This window comes from Maribacter luteocoastalis (assembly GCF_048890225.1).
In the GTDB taxonomy this organism is placed as follows: Bacteria; Bacteroidota; Bacteroidia; order Flavobacteriales; family Flavobacteriaceae; genus Maribacter; species Maribacter luteocoastalis.
The window spans coordinates 128,575-149,343 of record NZ_JBMFZG010000012.1 but is presented as its reverse complement, the minus strand read 5'-3'; the positions used below and the strand labels follow the sequence as shown (position 1 = coordinate 149,343).

Below are 20,769 nucleotides of genomic sequence, written 5' to 3'. Positions count from 1 at the left end.
CCCTAATCACAGGCTTGTTACATATTTTATAATCCTTGATACATAATTCATAGCCTTTTTTACTAGGTAAAACTACATTCGTTTTGACTATGGGTAACATTTGAATACCCCAGTATGTTTCTTGAACATGAAGAACAAACAAAACGACGTAAAGGGTACTGTACAGCGTATCCCTGAAAACCAAATCTACCTGAACATCAATCATTTGAATGATGGTACCTACGTTTTGAAGATCATACACAAGAATAAGGTGATAAAAAAAACCTCTTTTAAAAAAAAGAAATGATGTTAACCTATTTATTCCTTATGCATAAAGTAACAACACTAAAACAAGCTACAATGAAAACCTTAAAACCGATTTTTATCGCTATTATACTATTCATTTTCCTTACAAGTTGCGAGGATTCAAATGCAAAAAAACCAGAAGAGGCGATAGTGCCCAAAGTTGAAGCGGCAATAGCCAAGAAAGATACCGTGAAGCAGATGAACCTCTTGGATGAACAGGCAAAGATGCTGTCTAAAGTATTCGGAAACGTGGATACGGAAGAAGGGAGGGCTTTGAAAGATGTAGACAGCTACCTTGATCTTGTGGAGCAAGCGAATTTTCCGCCCGATATCAAAAAAACCATTCTAGATCAATATAAACTCTATGAGCTTAGCCTTAATCCCAGAAAAAAAGATTCCCTAAAATTGGTCTTCAATGAAAAATTGAGTGAAGCCATGGCGAAGTCAATGGAAAATCCAAATTGAACCCATCGTTCATGTTAACCTTTTAATAGAGAAAACATCAAGTGTAGAACCTTTAAAAATACACCTCATGAAAACGATTAAAATAATACTACTATTGCTCATATCCTGCACAATAACGCAAGGCAATGCGCAATTCCTTAAGAAACTTAAGAATAGCGCCCAAAAGGCCGCCGAGCGCACTGTAGAAAGGCGTGTTGAAAGAGAAACCTCAAAGAAAACCGATAAAACAATTGATTCGGTTTTTGAAAAGAAAGAGACTAACGATGGTGAAGCTCCTGAAACGACCCAACCCTATTACTTTAATAGCTACTATGTCATGGAGTTGGTTCAAAAACGGGATACACTTTTTATGACCTCCTATTTCGGTGATGATGAAGATGTGTTGGGCAGTAGTATAGAGATGCGGCCCAATGAAAAAATCATTTCAGTCATCGACCTCAAACAGAACCAGATACACAGTTTTATGGAGTTTGGTGACCAAAAAACAAAAACGAGCATCGGATTTTCTCCGAACAAAATCGAAGATATGACCGATAGCGACGGGGTGAGCATTGAACCTTTGGGAGAACAAAAAGAAATATTGGGCTACCAGTGCAAGGGCTACAAGGTGGAAGGCAAGGAATACCAAGGCACCGTCTGGATAACCGATGAGACCGAAATCCGTTATCCTAAGGGATTTTCAGAGTTACAGATTAAAAATGCGAAGAATTCGGGCATTGATCACAAATGGATGACGATGATCGACGGATTAGCCTTGGAGATGGATATGACCGTGACCTCCAAAAAGAAACTCCAAAAAGTACATATGCGCTGTGTTGAGCTTGGGATAACCGAGTTGACCCTAAAATCAACTGAATACAAAAGTGCCTTTTAAATACGAACCCATGAAAAAATCAATACCCATTTCAATTATAGTTCTGCTGTTCATTGCCTGCGGCGAATCCCCTAAAAAATTTGCTCAAATCAAAAAAAAGAAACCATTGAATAATGGCTAACTAGAAACTTTCATAAAACACATACCCATGCAAAAACTACTCTTGATTACCGTACTATTGACCTTCTTCATGTCCTGTGGAGAATCAGATAAAAAAGCACAGGACACAGCGAAAGGCGCATCCGAAATCACCACCCAAAGCGAAGAAAAAACAACAGCAAAAAGCGCTGACAATACCACCTTGTTGTGCAAGATCAACGGGGAAGATTGGGGGTATACCACGGCCGATGGTCTGGTATCGCGCAACAGTTCTACCAACGTTCGTACGGCTACGATCACCTTTGTCAAAAAACTGGCCAAGGGCAGTGAGTCGGTACAACTCGAATACGATGTAGATAAAAATACACTTACCCGCGTTTTGGCAGAGTTAAAACGGCCAGATAAAGAGGGCAATTTATTCACCAACTTCTACAACCAATCGGCAAACCAATTGGATCGAAATCCCGAAGCCAGTATGTCCGGCACCGTCTCCCTGGACGAAGACGAACGGGTCACTGCCGGTACTGCCGTTTTCACGGTACAGAACGACTTTGAAAAGGACAGACTTGGTAATGCCTCGGACCTGCTTATCACCATTTCCGATCTTAACTTTTCGGGGGTGCCCTATTCCGATACGGATGATTTAAAAAAGATGTTTAATAAATAGGCCATAAAAGACAATCCTATGACAAAATCATTCACATTTTTAAAATTCGGATTTATTGGGCTTGCTTTGGCTTCATGTTTTATGACACAAGCGCAGAAAAAGCCGGGTCATATCCCTCCTTCTATAGACGATAATGAGGAAATCCCCGTGGCAATAACCGAACTTCCCGTACCAAATGAAGGTAAGGATTATGTGGTTCAATACTTCAAAGGCATAACCGATGGGGTTGAAAGTAGGATTGCGGTAAAAAATTTAGGCTACATCATAAGGCCCGCCATGGTTCAGGTCATTTCAGAGGATGGTCGCGAGTTGGCCATTGAACTGGTCAAAAAGAATTGGGACGATGTGGTTCGTAATGGAAAAACCATAGAAGGCAAATTTGAAAGCTCCTTTAAAACGGCGATGGAGTTTGGGATTAAAATTAGTGCTCAGGAAAAAGGCATACCCTTTGTTGTTGCAGTATCTGCAGGAATTGAATTGTTTCCTTCTTCCAACCTTTTTGTAGATGCCAGTACAATGCGTCCAAGTGCAGCAAGCGTTGAAGTGGATTTGGTTAAGGATGAATCAGGAGAATCGAACAACCTACTCTATATTATTATGGCCGTAGCCTTAGTGGGTATATTGGTGCTACTTGCCATATTGGTATTTAAGAAAAAAGGGAAAGGGACTGCTAGCATGATTCTATTTTTACTATTCTCCATATCCGCAGATGCTGGGCTTGTGCGAAGTTTAGGAAATAGTCCTCACGGCAAAGCAACGGCCGGTTTAGCCAATTTTCTTATAGATTCCATGGGCAAACGTTATGCAAGAGGTGACTTTAGTGGCGACAATCCCCTAGGCGAAGATGATAAAGGCCATGAACCCACGCTTGATCCTAGAGGACAGCCTTCCTTGCCTTCCAGTTGTTATGAAATAGCGCGTATGGGTCGCTCGGGAAGCTCGGGAGGTACTGCGGGCAAAGGTTTTTCCGGAGCAAAAAACCCCACAAATGAGGATGGTGGCATATCTCAAACCATGAGTACCGGGGGTGGTACTATTGGCGGCATGAGCGGTTCGGAAGCAGGATCAGATATAGATAGCGAAGATTTTGACTATGAAGCAGAACGTACGAAAATTTATAACGAATACGCTATTGAAATGGCAAAAGTTCGTGAAGTGTTTGTTACAGGAATGACAAAGGCTGCAGACTATTATTCGACTGGATCTCAAAAAGCTTTGGAAGAATTTAATAGAAAGTTTGCCGAAGATCCTGACAACGCAGAACGGGCATTAGAATTACAAACAGAACTAGAGCAGAAAAATACCAGACTTGCAAGAGAATATGAGGAACGAAGTATTCCTTTGGAGAATGAGCAGCAAATGGGTTATAGACTAGCAGAACAAAAGAAAGATGACCGTCTGGCAGCTTTAAAAGCTAGAAGGACTGACCAAGGTGGCCAGAGTTCTAGAGAAAATAATGAACAACCAGACGAAGGAGAGCAACAAAGTGAGGGTACAGATCCGCCAGTCGAATCAGGAGGGTCCCCTAATTCGGGCGGCGGCAGGGACCAGAAAAAAGAAGCGGGCTGTAAATGCTTGGAACAGGCCTATGCAAATCTTCAGAAACATCGATTTTCGCTAGAGAAATTGTTGAAGATAGGCCAACACACTAAAAAAGTAACTGATTTCGGAATCTCCTTTGGGGATGATTTTTCCGGGGTCCATGGGGTTTCTGGTCTGGTATGGCAAACAAAACGGGCAGAAATTTTAAAATCAATAGACAAATTCGATGTCACCTATACCAACAAATACAACGAACTCATTGATAGATTGTATGACAGCTTAATCCAGATCGATGAATGTGAGCTCAAGTTGGGATACGAAAACTGGTATAGCCAATCGGGCTTTATTTATTATGAATTCATGAAGGTGCGTTACGCCTCCTATAAATAGAACACCATGAATAAGCAAATAAGCTTAATATGTTTCCTGGTATGCATTTTTTTTGCCTGCAAAATCGACCCCAAAGAACAAGGAACTGATACCAATGAGTCAACTTCAACCGTGACCGAAAAAACGGCCAAGCCCAAATTAGATCAAAAGACCTTTGGTGAGACCACCGAAGCATTCTTGGAATCGATTGGTGCAGATGAAGAGGTTAAAGCGGAATACCTTCAAAAATTAAAGGAACTGGAAAGCATGCCAGGCGATTCATCGGAAATGGTACAATTACTAGAAACCTTAATGGCAGAAGCCATTCAACGGGAACAGGGCGAAGACAACTTAACACATAAGCGCCAAAGTAGGCAAAGCGGCAACATGGACGACCTCACCGCCGCCTTTGAAAAACTGAATGCCGAATCCGGGGTGGAGGCCACCATCGGCAAGCTGAAAAAAGTAGATTCAATAACCGGACAAGACAGTTTCCAGGTGCTCGATATGGATCAAGAGACCATCGATCAACTATCTGAAAAAGCAAAAAGTGCTGTGAATGCCACCTATAAAAAAACGGCGCAAAAAGACAAAATGACCGATGACGAAATGGACATGATGCGGTCCTTTACACGAGCGCATAGCAACCTTCACAACACAGCTGAACTGGACAAGTTGCATCAGATGATCGCAGGTACCGACCTCGATAAAATGGCAGCGGAAAACAAGATAACGGAAAGGTACGCCCAAATGCAGGGCAATGAATTCGACCGCATCATGAAGCGGCTGGCCACAAAAAAACAGGAAGTGACCAAAGCGCAGCTTACATTCAAGAAATTGAACCCCGATCTTTATTTTGGGGAGGAAGCGGGTTTTACCTATTTTGGCAACCGGGGCAAGGCCGTGTACCTGCCACTGGGCAAACTCTCTTTTGCTGATAAGGTGGTCACGGTTGATCATCCGGAAAATAAAAAAACTGCAACCTTTAGTCTGGGCGAGCCAGATGCATATACCACTGGAATGAATTCGGTAATGAACGTGCATAGCATGGGACTAAAAGGGCAGCTTGTGGTGAAGTTCGAAGACAATGCCTTGGTCGATGTGAACGGCCCCGACCTCTATATTTTTGAACTGGGACAAATTGAACCTACCAATCTCGACATTTCTAAGGATGGCAAAACCTGGATCGCTGTTGGCAAGATCTCGGGCGGGGTGGCCGAAGTCGATATCCACGATTTCGTAAAGCGCGATGAACTGTACTATTACGTTCGGTTGACCGACCTGGAGACCTCGAGCGGCATCCCGGGGGCCGATGTGGATGCCATTGCGGCCATTGGATCAGCTGTACGTTTAAACTTGGACAGCCAAGTACTTTTCGATACCGGCAAATCGGTATTGAAATCTGCCGGAAAAGAGGCACTCAAGGAATTGGTAAAAAGTTTAAAGATTTTGGAAAGAGGGAATGTTATCGTTGAAGGCCATACCGATGATGTGGGCAGTACAACATCCAACAAACAGCTCTCCTTGGCTAGGGCCAAAAGCGTTTCTTCGGAACTTAAAAAACTGTTACCAAGCCAGAAATTTAAATGGAAAGAGCAAGGTTATGGCGAAGAAAAACCCCTGTTCGATAATGATTCCGACGAAAACAGGGCAAAGAACCGCAGGGTAGAGGTTTTGGTTTTGCCGAACTAAAAAAAGTGATCAACAAACCCGCTTTTAAATGGAAGGAAATGGGCTATGGGGAAACGAATCCCATTGTACAGAACGATACCGATGAAAATAGGGCCAAAAACAGAAGGGTAGAGATTTTGGTGACGCCTTATTGATCTATGTATTGCTTATAGTTCAATTGTGAGGGGGTGATACGTTAAAAAATAAAAATCATAATGATCAATTACATTCTTTTAAGCATGGTATTTTTTACTATTTCGATACCTATATATGAAAAAGAGAACCAAAGTTTTGAGCTCGGGGAAGAAGTCAATATTCCCTTCTACAGCCTAGCTACCCTTAATGACAAGGGAACTACCTTGGTGTTTCAATTCACCGATTTGATCGAAGAATCTAGATGCCCACCTAAAGCAACTTGTATTTGGGCAGGGCTTGCCACCATTGAATTAAAAGTCGATAACGTTAATTCATTTGCACTTAGCCATGGTGACTTATCTCGCAGATCTCAAGGACCAATGACCAATACAGCCACCTATTTAGGTTATAAAATATATTTAAAAAAAGTATCCTATTTTCAGGATACAGATTATCGTATGAAAGGAAAATATACCATTACAATTAAAGTTGAAAAAGAAAAAAACCAGCACTAAGCAATAAATGCTAAACAATTATTTTAAGATTTAAAAATGACTATAAAAAGGCTCAAATGGGCACGGCATAGACCATTCTACATGAAAATTAGCCAATATTCAACAGTAAAAAATATTAACTATTAAAACCGGAAATATGAGAACAAAACCAATTATTATCATTGCATTTACAGCGCTTCTAATAACTTCCTGCATAAAGGACTATGTTGGCCATGTAGGTAATAAAATAGAGCTTACCTCGGACAATTATTTATATGAGGGACATCTTTACCGCGTATACCTTGATCAGGAGGTGGCAAAACTGGACGTTACCATTGCAACACTGCAAGATATTATAGCCAATAACCAAGCGGATCAGACAACACTTGAAGATCTTAAGGAGGCAGAGCAGGCCAAGGAAATCTTTATTTCAGAAGGAGCTACAATTAAATCACTGGGTCAAGTGGGAAGGATAATTCCACAACCAAGACCACCTTGCCCACAACCAAGAAACTGTGATTTTACGGCCTTGGAATTTGTGTTGGCAGCAAGTACGATAGAGAAACTTGAAATCTTGATCTTAGATGCGAATGGCAAAACCGTCGGTGGTGGCGTCATAGATAATTTAAGACCCTTATCCGGTACGGGAGGCCAAATTAAATTTAGTGAGTTAAAAGTTGATTCCTATGAAGACCCTATTTCTATATCGGTAAGGGTTTTTGATGTAAATGGAATCGCTAGAAGTTACATCTTGGAAAACCAATAGTACTATTAAATATGCATTGTATATATTAGCCTTAGGTAACCCCTAGGGCTTTTTTGTATGAACCGGTATACTTCCCTGTTATTGGCGCTTATTACAGTTGTGGCTTTTGCCCAAGAAGCACCCTATGAAAAACAAATCGATGGTCTATTTGCCAAGGCCTACGAGCATCTGTATATTAACAAGGATTCCGCTTACCGTTATTTTAAGGAAATAGAAGATTTAGCCAAAGAAAACAAAGACTGGGCAACCGTTTTCGAAACCTTGATTACTTCTAATAGACATGCAGGATCTTTTTATGACCTCAACAAATTAAGGGACAATCTGAATTGTTTGGATTCATTATTTATTGTACATAAAACATATCTGGATTCTCTTCCGGAAAAACAGCTCTTCACTAATTCAGTATTATACGATAAGGGCAATTATTATTTTCAGCTTAACGATTATAGAGCATCGCGACAAACTTTTGTGCAAATTATCGATTCCCTTGAAACATTGCCCGATTTGGCGATGGATGAAAACCTAATTGACCTATTATCGGTTTCTTATAGTTTTATTGCCAAGATGTATACAGAGGAAGGCAAATACGACCTTGCCGAACAATTTTATGATAAGAACATAAGGTATATTCTCCAAAAAAAACCAAATGACCTTCGTTCCTTAAATACGAACTATAGCTTAGTGGCGGAGCTTTACGGTAAAAAAGGGGAGATTGGAATTGCAAATACCTATTTTAAAAGGGCACTTGGGTTCTACCTAAAAGACCCATCGGGTACTAATGGCATAATTGCAACAGCCCATAACCTAACCGAAAATTACCTTAAACTATCTAAAACGGATAGCGCTCAACATTATCTTGATTTGGCTAATGATTATTTGGGCAAAGAACATCATTTTGCCTCATATCATCATAGGGTTCAAGCAAAATTGAAACAAAAATTGGACCATTACGACGAAGCCCTTAACGAATTAAATTTGGCGCTTAAATTGGACAAGGATAGATGGAATAATGCCAATAATGAGGGTATAGCCATAATATATAATGAAATTGCAATGTTGCAGGCAGCATTCGGACAACACGCGAGTGCTATATCCAATTATAATTTGGGATTGGATCAGATTGAAGATTTTAAAGAAGAAGGAACCACGGCCTTAAAACTCTTAAAAAACAAATCCGTTTCCCTGAACAGACTAGGCGGCATCGATAATTATAAAACAACGATAGAAACCTTAATTCTTGGTATAAATACCCTAGATACACTTAAACCTACTTTTAGAAGTAAGGCAGATCAACTGTTCCTTATTGAAGATGCCTTTCCCTTATTTGAAGCTGGACTGGATGCTGCCTACCAACTATACATTTCAACTAATGACGATTCTTATATTGATCTCGCTTTTTGGTATTCCGAAAAAAGTAAATCGGTCTTATTGCTTGAGGCCCTATTGGAAGCCAAAGCCACCCAATTTGCAAATATGCCAAGTGATGTCTTGGAACGAGAAAGCGAGTTAAAATCTGAAATCACCTATTTGGAAAAACTGATCAAAAATTCCGAAGAAGATCTAATTGATCAAAAAGATGCACTTTTTAGCCTAAAAGAAGAATACCGCCAGTTAGTCCGGAAATTGGAGATCGACCATAAAAGCTATTACGATTTAAAATACAATACCGCTACCGTTTCGCTGAAAGAGACCCAAGAATCCTTGTCCAAAAACGAACTTATAATTTCTTATTTCTATGGCAATAAGGCTATTTTTGCCATTGCCTTAAAAGGAGGAGAAAAGAAAATGTTTCGGATACCTATTGATGCGGACTTGGAGGGCAAGATTAAAAAAGTCTACGAAATGCTTTCCGATCCCAAATCTGATGTAATGGCATTGGGCAGCGCTACACATGAAATTTATGAACTTCTCCTAAAACCGATCTTAAATTCTGGCGATCATAAGAAACTAATAATTATTCCCGATGGCCTGTTAAATTACCTTCCCTTCGCGGCTTTGAATACAAATCCCAGAGGCATAAGCTATTTGGTAGAAAACCATGCCATCAGTTACGTTAATTCGGCCACGCTGCTTTCCGAATTGAGACAGCGGCAACCTAAAGAACAGACTATTTTGGCCTTTGCCCCCAGTTTTGATGGTACAGTAAACGTGAGCAATGCAGACCGCGGAAAATTACTCCCTTTGCCGAACAACAAAAAAGAAGTGGAGCAGATCTTAACATCTTTCCATGGCCGTGCTTATATTGATGGGGAGGCTTCCCTACGCAACTTTAAATCCCAACTATCCTCTTTTGGGATAGTACACTTGGCCACACACGCTATTTTTGACGATACCTCACCTGAATATTCCTATTTGGCCTTTTCCCAAAATGGTAACACTACAGAGAATCTACTCTACGTAGCCGATCTCTATAACCTACAATTAGATGCCAATCTGGTAACCTTAAGTGCCTGCGAAAGTGGAATAGGAGATCTTAAGCGCGGCGAAGGCTTTCTGAGCTTGGCACGAGGCTTCTTTTATAGTGGAGCAGCAAGCATTGCCAGCACCTTGTGGAAGATCAACGATGCAAGTACCACCACATTAATGTCCGGTTTCTATAAAAATCTTTCCAAGGGAGATGCCAAGGATGTAGCTTTACAAGAAGCACAGGTCGATTTTTTGGACGTCAACCGACAAAACGGTTTTTCACATCCCTATTATTGGTCCGGTTTTGTGATTTCAGGCAACACCACGCCATTGGCGTTTACCTATAATTGGACCTGGATCATTATAGGTGCCATCATATTATTGGCGGGTGGTTTTATCTACTTCGGAAGAAAAAGGGCTTAATGCAACTCTTTGAGCAGCGTTTGTGCCTTTTCCTTTTTGTAGTCGAAATTTTCAATAAGATATTTTAAAGTAGCCGAGGCGTTTACCTCATCCTTGCTTTTAAGATAGGCCAAGGAAAGATACCAATGGGCTTCCGCCTTAAATTCCGTGTCGTTTAAAATAGTACTTTTCAATGCTTCGATAGCCTCTTGATCCTTTCCTAAATTCATATAAGATTGTGCTAGGTAAAAGTCGGTATGGGTAGATCTGCCCACGGTTTTTAGTTCCAAAAAAGCAGTGACCGCTTTTTCATAATTACTGGCCTCGTAGGCTGCAAAAGCATCCCTTTCTAGGGATTGGTCACCATCACTTCTAGTAATCGTGTAAACCGTATTAGGGTAAGCTTCAAAATTGGTCGCATACAATTCGTTGTAATCCGGTCCAGAAAAAGTGTTGTAGGCAATCCATCCCAAACCAACTAACAACGCTATGGAAGCCGCAATCGACCAATTCCGAAAGGTCCATTTTGAAGGTTTATTTTTGTCCTTCGCGTTGATCTCCTTTTCAAAACCAACCAGTTTCTGTTTTAGATTTTCATTATTACCTTTTTTGATAACGTGCTTTAGATCGTTTTCAAATTCGAATTGGGCCTTGAACTCAACATCGGTCTCCAACAACTGGTGGAACGTCTTTTTCCCCTCTTCTGTGAGTTGGTTTAAAAAAAACTTATATAATAATTCTTCCTTATCCATGAATCAATCGGTTTGTGCTTGGATACGTTCCTTAAGCGTTTTCATACAGCGCGACTTGGCACTTTTAACCACATTCTCGCTATTATAATTTTCAGCCTCCATAATCTCTTGAATGGTAAATCCGCGATAGTAAAAAAGAGTCAATAGTTCCTGACATTGTTTCCCAAGCGTTCCAAAAAACTTTTGCAACAACTTTTGCTCATGGCTCATTTCCGGTTCATTCAGCGCAATGCCCGTAATAAGTTCATCTTCTTTGCCTACCAAAGATAGATTGTATTCAGAACTTATTTTTTTCTTGTTTTTCTTCATCCTGTCAAAAATCAAGTATTTGCCAATACTAAAAAGATAGGTAGAAATGCTGCTAGTAAAGCTTTCGATCTTTCCGGTCATAATGTTGTCATAGAAAATAATATACGCATCTTGATAGACATCAATATTTTCTTCATCAGACAAATTGTATCTGCGTGCAAAGTTCAAAAACTTATCCCGATTCTCCTCATACACCTTCCGCAATACCTTATCGGAACCTTTCTTGAGTTCTTCTAGCGTTATTTGTATTTGCTCTTCTTGCACTTTAATAGGTCAGGTTGAAAAAGGTTAACTACTCACTTAGCTAATTTAACATTTTTATACCCTTATGCCCACTTCTTTTAATACAATTGTGGTAGTCCCAGGTATCTGTAGTATTCGTATTACACTATTTTTTTAAAGAATATATGATTCTGGCTTTTTTCAACTATCAAAATTACATCTCGTGTTAACCATTCCCAATTGGCGCCATAAAGGAATAAACCTTTAAATCAAAATAGTATGAAAAATGTCTTTTACAAATCAATGAACATAGTCGTAGTATTGGCAATGGTATTAGCGATCTCATGCGCCAAAGATGGGGCAGATGGGATCGATGGACTTATAGGGCCACAAGGGCCAATGGGAGAACAAGGACCAAAAGGAGATCCCGGGGATACTACCCAGGTTGAAGAAATCGCAATATTTGGACAATGGGAAGTCATAGCGGGACAATTAGGTGTTGATGCATCTAAATTACTGTATCTAAATGAAGACAATACCATAAATATTCTCTCCGAGGATAAAATGGGCTTTAAAAGAGCATATACCACCAATATTACGATTACAACCGACCAGATTACCATGCGAGACGAATCTTACGGAGTCTCCATTAACAATTATATATTGGATAATGACATATTGACCATAATTCCTCCGGGAGAAGCCGAACCTACAGTGCTGCAAAAAGTTGAAAATGGTCCAAACCCTTCTGAATGGGTCAAATCCCTAACCATTCTGGATGAGGGGGAAGTACCATGGGACAGGGAGGTAGATATAGCCTTTGATGGCGAGTATCTTTTGGGGTTCGATGAAAATGAAGGTAGTATTTTAAAGATCAATCCCGTTGATTTTACAATTGTCGATAATATAGCTACCTCCCGTTCTGCCTATGCCGTCGAAATCGAAAAATCGGACGCTCCAACAAGACAGTTGTTCCAGAGTAGTAATGGTAGTTCCAATTTTTTCTCCTATGTCTATTCCTCTAACAGTTTGTACTATACTTCGGAAAATCTTGGAAGTTGGATTCGGGGTATTGCCTCAATCGAACCCGGGTTACTCTGGGCTTCCAGCTCAAGTATGAATGCATTATACCATTATAAATCAAATGGATCCTTGTCTCCCGGTGAAATTTTAGAAACCATTCCTCTTGATATAGTGCCTGGCGGACTTGATTATAGAAATGGCTACCTCTATATCTCCGAACGAAATTATATACACAAATGCCAGACTACACCAGAATTTAAAGCTTTGGAAACCTATGAAGTCAAAGGTCATTCCATTGATGGAGTTACCTTTGATGGCGTTAATTTTTGGTTAAGTGCAAGATCATGGGAAGAAAATACCCATAAACTTCTAAAAGTAGACTTGCCATTATAATATAAAGCCAAATCCCTTGCAAATTTCAAAGCAAGGGATTTGTGCTTTGTTGAATTCATTACAATGTATTACTCATATTTAAAATAATGAATGATAATGTTAACCTTCATTTGGAACCAACATTAAGTATAAAAGAAAAACAGTTAAAATCCACTACCCATGAAACTATCAAAACTATTTACATTGACCCTTTTGACATTTGTGATATGGTCTTGTCAAAAAGAAGAACTATTTGTTGAACCGACCAATACCCTACCAGAAAATAAGGTAGTAGCCGGAAGCGCTTCGCTGTACCCGAGTCTCACATTGGATTTCACTCTTGAAAGCTCAAAAAGTACTATGGGCGGATTTGCAGGGCATTCCATGACCTTATTCAATGGCTATCTGTGGCTAGTAGGTGGAGATAATGGCAATACACCACCATGGACATTGAATTCAGAGGTCAGGAGAAGTCCAAATGGTATTGACTGGAAACTCATTACTTCTAACCTCTTCGATGAACGTAGGAATCATTCCTTAATCGTCTTCAAAGATAAAATGTGGCTGATCGGCGGCGTCAACAATGACGGGGAGGTATTGAGCGATATCTGGAATACGAAAGATGGTATTCATTGGAAGCGCGTAAACTCTTTGAATCCCTTATTGGACATTGGCCAAAACAGTTCCGTAGTATTCAATGAAAGAATATATGTCTTTCTAGGAAATGGCCGCGTGAATGAGGAAGTTTGGTCTTCTTTGGATGGAAACAATTGGCGCTTGGAAACAGACAATGCCTTCCCTGTACGAAGTCACTATAAAACAATAGTATTCAACGGATTTATCTATGTTTTTGGCGGTTGGCTCCGCGGAGGTGATTTAACCAATGAAGTATGGGCAAGCCCCGACGGAAGCTATTGGTATCAAAAGAGACCGGCCGACGCTATATTTGACGCTCGAATCAACCATACGGCAACTGTATTTGATGGAAAGGTCTGGGTTATGGGAGGAGAAAGTTGGGATGCTTCGGGTTCGCGCACTTTTTATGGGGATATTTGGTATTCCACAAATATGAAGTATTGGTCAAAGTATGACGAAAAACCGCCTTTCTACAAAGGCTTACACAGTTATGAAAGCCTAGTTTACAAAGACAAACTCTGGATATTCGGCGGATATCGTCCCGATGGGTCCATGGCAAGTATTCTGACCAATAACATCTATAGCGTAGACTAATCCGAATATTAAATAAGTATAAAAACTGAGTGTCACACTTGGTTTTTTTTGTTTGGATGTTAACCTCTTTAAGGGGCATCCATAAAGAAGGTATAAACTTAAAAAACAAAAAATTATGAAAACAGCGGTGACAATTTTCAGGAGTGGATTACTATTGCTTATGATACTATTTACATCATGTACCAAAGAAGGTGCTCAGGGCGATATTGGTCCTATCGGACCAACAGGATTGAACGGCGCCAATGGCGTAGACGGAACAGATGGCACTAATGGTGAAGATGGCGTCGACGGGAATGCCAATGTGACCTCGATGACCTTTGATGTGAGTGCCGTCAGTGGTACCTTCTATGATCTTCTCTCCTATCCATTGACCGTAGATCAGGTCGAGAACAACGTTGTTCTTGTCTATATAAAAGCGGGAAACGACTGGTATCAATTGCCAAACCAAAGAATACTGACCGGTAACCTAAGAATTATAGATATTTCTACTTATATGTCCGGCAGTGGAGGCCAATATTTATTTGGACTCGAATTTCACAGAAATGGAACTCCTTTTGCTTTAGCCAGCGGTGATTTAGACACCTTAAAACTAGTATTCATTGAGGAAACGTCAAGTACTTCCGGCAAATCCACAACCAATTCCATAAGCCAAGAACTTAAGGATCAAGGCGTTGATGTAAGCAATTATTTTCAAGTGATGGATTACTTCTACTTGGAGTATTAGAATTGAATGGCTACTGGCGCAAAAAACCAAGGCTAATGCTTTTTTTACGGCCAAATGATAACATTAAAAGCTCCCCACCATTAAATTATTATAATCTTAAAAACAATAACCATGAAAAATGCGATTAAATTTTCAAAGCACCTCTTAATGTTTTTACTTACCGTTTTTATCATTTCCTGTGATGGGAAAGATGGCATGGATGGTGTAGACGGGATAAACGGCACAGCAGGGCCCGCAGGCGTAAACGGCGAAGACGGCAACGCCAACGTCAATACCTATGTTTACGACCTTTCTTCCGAATCAGGTAGTTCAATTCCCGTAGATTTACCTGAACTTACTCAAGATGTAATCGATAATGATCTTATTATCGGTTATCTACAGAATGGTGCCGGAAGTGGAACGTATTACCCTGTACCTGCAAGTGTCTGGCCGAATGGTACTGGCGGATTTTATGATGTTGCTTCAGACATTGCAGTAGGAAAATATTGGGTTCATTTTTACCAAGTTGGTACGCAGACATTCATGGATGTAACGAGCGTAGAATTGGGCAAACTTAAAATTGTTATAGCCGCATCGACCAATACAACTACAGGAAAAAGTGGAAAAGAAAGTATTCGTGAATCATTAAAATCAGCAGGCGTAGATATTAACGACTACTACGCCGTAATGGATTATTTTGGTTTAGAGTATTAATAAAAATAAAACCGGGGCTCATGCCTCGGTTTTTTGCTTTATTTCCGCTTCGAACAGGACCCCAAAATGCTTTAAAAGTTTTTGCTTTACCTCAGCTATATCCACTTCTGTCCATCCTAATTCTACATTTAGCGAGGTTACCGCCTTACCTTTGATCCCACAAGGTATCATCAAGTCAAAATAACCAAGATCGGCATTTACGTTCAAGGCAAAACCGTGCATGGTCACCCATCTACTGGCCCTTACGCCCATGGCGCAAATCTTACGAGCAAAAGGGGTGCCTACATCCAGCCAAACCCCTGTTTCTCCTTTTGACCGTTCTGCTTTTAATCCGTAGTCCGCCAAAGTCAGTATGACCATTTCCTCCAATAAGCGAAGGTATTTATGAATATCGGTAAAAAAATTATCCAAATCAATAATTGGATAACCTACAATTTGACCTGGACCATGATAAGTGATATCACCGCCTCTATTGATCTTATAAAATTGGGCACCTTTTTCTTCCAGAGCTTTTTCATCTACCAATAAATTAGAGATATCGCCACTTTTTCCAAGTGTGTATACATGCGGATGCTCAACAAACAAAAAATGGTTTGGGGTTTCCAAGGCCAGTTCCTCTCTCCTATTCCGTATTTTTAAATCAAGGGTTTCTTTGAATAACTGTTCTTGGTAGTCCCAAGTTTCTTTATAATCCTTATGCCCTAAATCTTGTAGTTGCACTATTTTATTCATAGCACAAAGATACAAAAAGGGCTTGCTATTGTTCTAATTCCACTTCAATGTGAATAGACTCCGGATCTTTCATCATCTCCAAGAAATTCACTTCATAAATCATTGTTTTCCCGTCCATGGAAAACGTAGCCTCATCTACATTGGTAAATTTCACCTTTTTAGGAAAATGATATCTAAAAGTGTAGGTAGAACCAGAAAGAAACATTTCCGCGCTCTGCAGACTGTCAATACTTTTCTGAAACAATTTTTGGTCCTTAATAACGGTCTTACGACTAAACGTATTTCCCGTAAAAGTATAATCTACTTGGGTGGCTTCATTACCCCCATTTTTTGCCATTGGCTTGCCACTTGCTGCTGGCCCCATTGTACTTGCATTTTGAAATGTGTTAAAAGCGTCATTTACTTCTGAAACCTCCATAAAATTGGTAAACATTTCAAAATTCATGATTCCGTTAGTGGCATCAACCTGCATATGCAAGCTAAATGGTTCTAATTTTTCAAGATTTGCCTGCTCCTCCAACGGCAGTTTTGCAATACTATCCTTTTTTTCCCTTAAAAAATCCTTGAATACCAAAGTTGAATCTATTACTCCTTCAGATACAATACTATCGGTCTCGGGTATCATCTGCATCATTTCACTACCATCAAAGCCAATGTTCAACTTTCCTGAACCATCTGTTTTAAAATAAATTTCTTCGGTAAAATTACAGGCAACAAACAGTATGGCGATTACTATCGCCAGCAATACTTTGGTATTTTTCATTAAAAAGTTCTAATTAGGGTTGTTCAAAATGACCAGTGCGGCAATGACTCCAGGAACCCAGCCACAAAAAGTTAAAAGTAGAACAATTAAAAAAGAACCACAACCTTTCCCAATTACAGAAAGTGGCGGGAAGATAATAGCCAATATAACTCTTAGAATACTCATTGATTTATGATTTTTTGATTGATACTGCCTTTCGGCTAATTGATGTGCTTTATAGGTCGTAAATTAGCATAAAATATTACAGTTACGGTATGTGTAATAGTATAAATCCCTTTTTACTCCTGATTTTTCTATGTGCAAGTATATCCATGCCTGCGCAATATAATTTTAGCGGACAATTATCACCTGAAAAAGAAGGTGAGACCGTTTATTTGTCATTGGTTGAAAATTATCGTAAATCATCACGCATCTACACAGACCAGATCATTCAAAAAACACTGGTTACCCAAGAAGGCTTTTTTACGTTCAAAGGAAGTCATCTATTATCGGGAAACAGAATATATAGAATACATACGGATGAATGCCATATTAATGAAAAATTGGCCAATCACTTTTTAAGGGAGTGCTATTACAGTCAAAGTATTTTATTTATCGCCAATAACAAAGACACCCTAGAACTACCCTTACTACAAAACAACCAGGCTTTATGTAATGTTATATCTACTAATGACAAAAGCAGCTATTTATTAGAGATTGATGCACTAAAAGAGGAAATGATCCTAGATTTCTCCATTTCCGACAGTAAGGCCAAACAGGAGGTGAATTTTAGAAAGTGGTTTCGTATTTTACAACAGTACGGTAGAAGCACCAATGAACCACTGGTTGAACTCTACATTTACGATTTTCTTTCGGACCGGACCAACGAAACACATTCATTTTACCAAAAGGACCTAGTTGCCAGTTCGTATTACTCGGAGCTATTGGAAAGGTTAACCAATGTATATCCAAACACGCCCTTCACCGCACAGTACCAAGAAGAATTATTGGCAGACGCGGTTATTGCTAACAGGCAAGAAACAAGTAGTTACCCATGGCACTATTTCCTATATGGGGGAATTGCGGTATTCCTTGCTCAATTTTGCTATGGTATCTTTAAAAAGAGAACAAGAAATATTTTAAAAAAGGCAAAAAAGGAATTGACACCCCAAGAGTTCAGAGTTTTTGAAGCCATCAACAATGGAAAATCCAATAAGGAAATTGCTTCGCAATTCTTCATCAGCCTAAGTACCGTAAAGACCCATATTAACAACATCTACAAGAAATTGGAAATAACTTCAAGGGACGAGTTTAAAAAACAATAAACCAATTTCCACCGGGGTCTAGTTCTTAAATCAAACCTCTTATACTTACTTTGACCACTTTTTCAGCAGAATTTAGTTTTTCAATTAAAACAAAAACATATGAAAACTATTTTGCTGCTTTTACTAGGCATTTGGGTTAGTTTAACCCTTCAAGGTCAAGAAATGAATCAGGAAATCACACTTGAAAACAATCAAAAAATGCTAGTGGGGCCCATTTCCCAAGGAAAGTTAATGGAGCAACCTTACGCCACTTGGTTCAAGACCAATTATGATAGTTATACTGTAGATAAAAACCTTCTAACCCAAATAAAACCCAGACTAAACAACTATAAAATTCTACTCTTTTTAGGGACTTGGTGTGGCGATAGCCAACGGGAAGTACCTCGATTTATAAAGCTATTAAAAGCCTTGGATTTTCCCATGGAGAATTTAAAAATTGTAGCATTGGACCGTAGAGATGGCAAGTATAAAAAAAGTCCGAATGGGGAAGAATGGGGACTCAATATTCTACGGGTACCAACAATCATTTATTACAAAAATGGCAGGGAAATTAACCGAATTATTGAATCGCCCAACAATTCCTTGGAATCTGATATGCTTCAAATTCTTTCCAATGAAGGGTATCAATCCAAAAAGGCAAAATCATATCATTTTGACTAAAGTTATGTAGTACTCATATTAAGAATATGAACTAAGCACCTTTTACACCTTGTATATAGTATGATTAATGCATTGTAACTATATTTGCGGCTTTAAATAGTATACCATGCAGTTATCCGAACAGGAGCTTATTCGAAGAGAGAAATTAGCAAAATTGAGAGAGATAGGTATTGATCCCTATCCAGCCGCGTTATACCCCGTAGATGCTACATCAAAAAGTATCAAGCAAGATTATGAAGAGGGCAAAAAGGTAACCATTGCCGGTAGGTTAATGTCGCGAAGAATACAAGGAAAGGCGTCTTTTGCAGAGTTACAGGATAGTGAAGGTCGTATACAGGTATATTTTAACAGGGATGAAATTTGTACAGGAGAGGATAAAACCCTGTACAACGATGTTTATAAAAAGTTGTTGGATATTGGCGATATCATAGGCGTTGAGGGCGAACTGTTTACCACCCAGGTAGGTGAAAAAACAGTGATGGTGAAAAACTTTAAAATGCTCAGTAAGGCATTGAGACCATTACCCTTACCAAAACAAGATGCCGAAGGCAATACCCATGACGAATTTAACGACCCGGAGCTTAGATACCGTCAACGATATGTAGACTTGGTAGTAAACCCAAAAGTAAAGGAGACTTTTGTAAAGCGAACCAAAATAACCAACAGTATCCGTGAATTTTATAATGAGCGTGGGTATTTGGAGGTAGAAACACCCATTTTACAGCCTATTCCAGGTGGTGCTGCGGCACGTCCATTTTTAACACATCACAACGCACTTAATATTCCATTGTATTTACGTATTGCCAACGAGCTGTATTTAAAAAGATTGATAGTTGGCGGTTTTGATGGTGTATATGAATTTTCTAAAGATTTTCGTAACGAGGGAATGGACAGAACCCATAATCCTGAGTTTACCGTAATGGAACTTTACGTAGCCTACAAGGACTATAATTGGATGATGGATACCACCGAGCAACTGCTTGAAAAAATTGCCATAGATGCCAATGGGACTACAAAAATTACGGTAGGTAAAAATGAAATTGAGTTCAAGGCACCATATGCTAGGGTTCCTATTTTAGAAGCTATAAAGATTCATACAGGGGTTGATGTTGCTGGAATGGGTGAAGTGGAACTACGTGAAACAGCTAAAAAATTAGGCCTTGAGGTAGATGAGACTATGGGTGTTGGCAAATTGATAGATGAGATTTTTGGCGAGAAATGTGAGCATCACTATATACAGCCTACTTTTATTACGGACTACCCAAAAGAAATGAGTCCGTTGACAAAAGAACACCGTGAAAACCCTGCCTTAACAGAACGTTTTGAGCTAATGGTGAACGGTAAGGAATTGGCAAATGCCTATTCTGAGTTGAACGACCCAATTGATCAACGCGAGCGTTTTGAAGACCAGCTGAAACTTTCTGAAAAAGGCGATGATGAGGCCATGTTCATAGATCAAGACTTCTTACGAGCCTTGGAATACGGCATGCCCCCAACATCAGGTATTGGTATTGGAATAGATCGTTTGGTGATGTTGATGACCAATAACTCATCAATTCAGGAAGTGTTGTTCTTCCCGCAAATGCGTCCAGAGAAAAAACCAGTACAACTTTCAGATAATGAAAAAATCATTTATGACATCTTGAAAAAAGAGAACAAAATGACCTTGGAAGACCTTAAAACAAAGTCAGAATTAAGTAATAAGGCTTGGGATAAAGGCATCAAAAGTTTGACTAAGCAAAACTTGGCCAAAGTAGACAAGGAGCAAGACACTTTGTTTGTTTCTATAGCAGACTAGATTTTTTTTGCC

The 20,769-nt window shown here is 39.5% G+C and carries 21 protein-coding genes; 16 read left to right on the top strand and 5 right to left on the bottom strand.

Going from position 1 to position 20,769, the window contains the following annotated elements:
* Window positions 1-339 precede the first annotated feature (339 nt).
* The 9 genes from ACOCEA_RS17330 to ACOCEA_RS17290 all read left to right on the top strand — a co-directional run bounded on the left by ACOCEA_RS17330 (window position 340) and on the right by ACOCEA_RS17290 (window position 10,196).
* Window positions 340-750, top strand: coding sequence for a hypothetical protein (locus ACOCEA_RS17330; RefSeq protein ID WP_420757538.1), 411 nt, complete (start codon window positions 340-342; stop codon window positions 748-750).
* A gap of 67 nt (window positions 751-817) precedes the next feature.
* The gene (locus tag ACOCEA_RS17325) at window positions 818-1,624 is read left to right on the top strand and encodes a DUF4412 domain-containing protein (protein WP_420757537.1); all 807 of its coding nucleotides are present in this window, start codon (window positions 818-820) and stop codon (window positions 1,622-1,624) included.
* A gap of 148 nt (window positions 1,625-1,772) precedes the next feature.
* Window positions 1,773-2,390 carry a hypothetical protein gene (locus tag ACOCEA_RS17320; RefSeq protein ID WP_420757536.1) on the top strand — a complete coding sequence of 206 codons (618 nt, stop codon included), beginning with the start codon at window positions 1,773-1,775 and terminating at the stop codon, window positions 2,388-2,390.
* 18 nt (window positions 2,391-2,408) lie between these two features.
* The gene (locus ACOCEA_RS17315) at window positions 2,409-4,322 is read left to right on the top strand and encodes a hypothetical protein (RefSeq protein ID WP_420757535.1); all 1,914 of its coding nucleotides are present in this window, start codon (window positions 2,409-2,411) and stop codon (window positions 4,320-4,322) included.
* A 6-nt stretch (window positions 4,323-4,328) separates the two neighbouring features.
* Window positions 4,329-5,993, top strand: coding sequence for an OmpA family protein (locus ACOCEA_RS17310; protein WP_420757534.1), 1,665 nt, complete (start codon window positions 4,329-4,331; stop codon window positions 5,991-5,993).
* 5 nt (window positions 5,994-5,998) lie between these two features.
* Complete coding sequence (locus ACOCEA_RS17305; RefSeq protein WP_420757533.1) at window positions 5,999-6,127, top strand: OmpA family protein; 129 nt, start codon at window positions 5,999-6,001, stop codon at window positions 6,125-6,127.
* Window positions 6,128-6,187: 60 nt separating this feature from the next.
* On the top strand, window positions 6,188-6,622 hold the full coding sequence (locus tag ACOCEA_RS17300; RefSeq protein WP_420757532.1) for a hypothetical protein: 435 nt from the start codon (window positions 6,188-6,190) through the stop codon (window positions 6,620-6,622).
* Window positions 6,623-6,758: 136 nt separating this feature from the next.
* The gene (locus ACOCEA_RS17295; protein ID WP_420757531.1) at window positions 6,759-7,367 is read left to right on the top strand and encodes a hypothetical protein; all 609 of its coding nucleotides are present in this window, start codon (window positions 6,759-6,761) and stop codon (window positions 7,365-7,367) included.
* 57 nt (window positions 7,368-7,424) lie between these two features.
* Window positions 7,425-10,196 (top strand): CHAT domain-containing protein, encoded by a 2,772-nt coding sequence (locus ACOCEA_RS17290; protein ID WP_420757530.1) that lies wholly within the window; start codon window positions 7,425-7,427, stop codon window positions 10,194-10,196.
* Here the strand turns inward: ACOCEA_RS17290 and ACOCEA_RS17285 are convergent.
* Entirely contained in the window at window positions 10,193-10,927 is a 735-nt protein-coding gene (locus ACOCEA_RS17285; protein ID WP_420757529.1) for a tetratricopeptide repeat protein, read from the bottom strand. The genes ACOCEA_RS17290 and ACOCEA_RS17285 overlap by 4 nt on opposite strands.
* A gap of 3 nt (window positions 10,928-10,930) precedes the next feature.
* On the bottom strand, window positions 10,931-11,500 hold the full coding sequence (locus ACOCEA_RS17280) for an RNA polymerase sigma factor (RefSeq protein WP_420757528.1): 570 nt from the start codon (window positions 11,498-11,500) through the stop codon (window positions 10,931-10,933).
* 237 nt (window positions 11,501-11,737) lie between these two features.
* Between ACOCEA_RS17280 and ACOCEA_RS17275 the strand changes: the two genes are divergently transcribed.
* From ACOCEA_RS17275 to ACOCEA_RS17260, 4 genes are all read left to right on the top strand, one after another.
* Window positions 11,738-12,874: a hypothetical protein gene (locus ACOCEA_RS17275; RefSeq protein WP_420757527.1), complete on the top strand. Its 1,137-nt coding sequence runs from the start codon at window positions 11,738-11,740 to the stop codon at window positions 12,872-12,874.
* Between the two features lie 159 nt (window positions 12,875-13,033).
* A complete protein-coding gene (locus ACOCEA_RS17270; protein ID WP_420757526.1) occupies window positions 13,034-14,083 on the top strand; it encodes a Kelch repeat-containing protein in 1,050 nt (349 codons plus the stop codon).
* A 115-nt stretch (window positions 14,084-14,198) separates the two neighbouring features.
* Window positions 14,199-14,807 carry a hypothetical protein gene (locus ACOCEA_RS17265; protein WP_420757525.1) on the top strand — a complete coding sequence of 203 codons (609 nt, stop codon included), beginning with the start codon at window positions 14,199-14,201 and terminating at the stop codon, window positions 14,805-14,807.
* Window positions 14,808-14,918: 111 nt separating this feature from the next.
* Entirely contained in the window at window positions 14,919-15,500 is a 582-nt protein-coding gene (locus ACOCEA_RS17260; RefSeq protein ID WP_420757524.1) for a hypothetical protein, read from the top strand.
* Between the two features lie 18 nt (window positions 15,501-15,518).
* Here ACOCEA_RS17260 and lipB read toward each other — a convergent pair whose 3' ends face one another.
* The 3 genes from lipB to ACOCEA_RS17245 are packed head-to-tail and all read right to left on the bottom strand — an operon-like array spanning window position 15,519 to window position 17,160.
* The gene (gene lipB / locus ACOCEA_RS17255) at window positions 15,519-16,232 is read right to left on the bottom strand and encodes a lipoyl(octanoyl) transferase LipB (RefSeq protein ID WP_420757523.1); all 714 of its coding nucleotides are present in this window, start codon (window positions 16,230-16,232) and stop codon (window positions 15,519-15,521) included.
* 25 nt (window positions 16,233-16,257) lie between these two features.
* Window positions 16,258-16,995, bottom strand: coding sequence for a hypothetical protein (locus ACOCEA_RS17250; protein WP_420757522.1), 738 nt, complete (start codon window positions 16,993-16,995; stop codon window positions 16,258-16,260).
* A gap of 9 nt (window positions 16,996-17,004) precedes the next feature.
* On the bottom strand, window positions 17,005-17,160 hold the full coding sequence (locus ACOCEA_RS17245; protein WP_420757521.1) for a YqaE/Pmp3 family membrane protein: 156 nt from the start codon (window positions 17,158-17,160) through the stop codon (window positions 17,005-17,007).
* Between the two features lie 146 nt (window positions 17,161-17,306).
* On the opposite strand from ACOCEA_RS17245, the gene ACOCEA_RS17240 reads away from it, so the two are divergent.
* The 3 genes from ACOCEA_RS17240 (at window position 17,307) to lysS (ending at window position 20,757) form a co-directional block, all read left to right on the top strand.
* Window positions 17,307-18,299: a response regulator transcription factor gene (locus tag ACOCEA_RS17240; protein WP_420757520.1), complete on the top strand. Its 993-nt coding sequence runs from the start codon at window positions 17,307-17,309 to the stop codon at window positions 18,297-18,299.
* Window positions 18,300-18,398: 99 nt separating this feature from the next.
* Entirely contained in the window at window positions 18,399-18,959 is a 561-nt protein-coding gene (locus ACOCEA_RS17235; RefSeq protein ID WP_420757519.1) for a TlpA family protein disulfide reductase, read from the top strand.
* 106 nt (window positions 18,960-19,065) lie between these two features.
* The gene (gene lysS / locus ACOCEA_RS17230) at window positions 19,066-20,757 is read left to right on the top strand and encodes a lysine--tRNA ligase (protein ID WP_420757518.1); all 1,692 of its coding nucleotides are present in this window, start codon (window positions 19,066-19,068) and stop codon (window positions 20,755-20,757) included.
* Window positions 20,758-20,769 lie beyond the last annotated feature (12 nt).